This is a genomic window from Acinetobacter vivianii (genome assembly GCF_014635885.1).
GTDB lineage: Bacteria > Pseudomonadota > Gammaproteobacteria > Pseudomonadales > Moraxellaceae > Acinetobacter > Acinetobacter vivianii.
The window spans coordinates 1-812 of sequence record NZ_BMDR01000023.1; the positions used below are offsets into that span (position 1 = coordinate 1).

1 pseudogene is annotated in these 812 nt (G+C 41.3%); it reads right to left on the minus strand.

From position 1 onward, the window contains the following. Positions 1–812: pseudogene (locus IEV36_RS18925) on the minus strand (YadA-like family protein); the annotation flags it as partial.

Here is an 812-nt window from a genome sequence, read left to right on the forward strand (position 1 = left end):
TTTATTGGTCAGGTCATTCACACCATTAGTCACTTTGTCATCGACTGACTTGATCGCATCATTGATGTTGTTTTTGCCTGTACCACCAATGTTGTTGGTTGTAATGCTACCGTCTGGATTAACAGTCGTGTTACCACCAATGCTGTTCTTGATGCTGTCAGAGATATTCTTCACCTGACCGCCATTCACTGCATCTTTAGATCCATTGGCAATTGAACCATCAGCAACGTTAGTAATGACTTTATTACCTGCATTGATGCCATCTTTAGTAATGCTTGGGCCATCTTTGATGGTTAAGCCATTGTTGTTTAATACAGTATCGCCAGTAGTAATGCTGTCGAACTTCGCATCTCTCAACAATTCAATCTTGATACCATCTTCTGTGGTACGTGTGATCACGTTCTCACCGCTGGTCTTGTCTTCTGCTGTTGCAGCATCCGCTCCACCTACGATGTTTAACTTGTCANTCGGTCTTGGTGTTCGTGATCGTGTTGTTTAACTCAGTCTTGGTATCAGTGATCTGATTGGTTAACTGATCTTTAGTATTGGTGATCTGGTTACCCAAATCTTTCTTCGCATCATCTAACTTGTTGTTGGTATCCGTGATCTTGCCATCTAAACCATCTTTAACATTGGTTAACTGATCAACATTAACTGCATCTTTACCATTCACGCCATTAGCAACGTTAGTAATTGTTTTATTACCTGCATTGATGCCATCTTTAGTGATGCTTGGGCCATCTTTAATGGTTAAGCCGTTGTTGTTTAATACGCTGTCGCCAGTGGTAATGCTGTCGAACTTCGCATCTTTC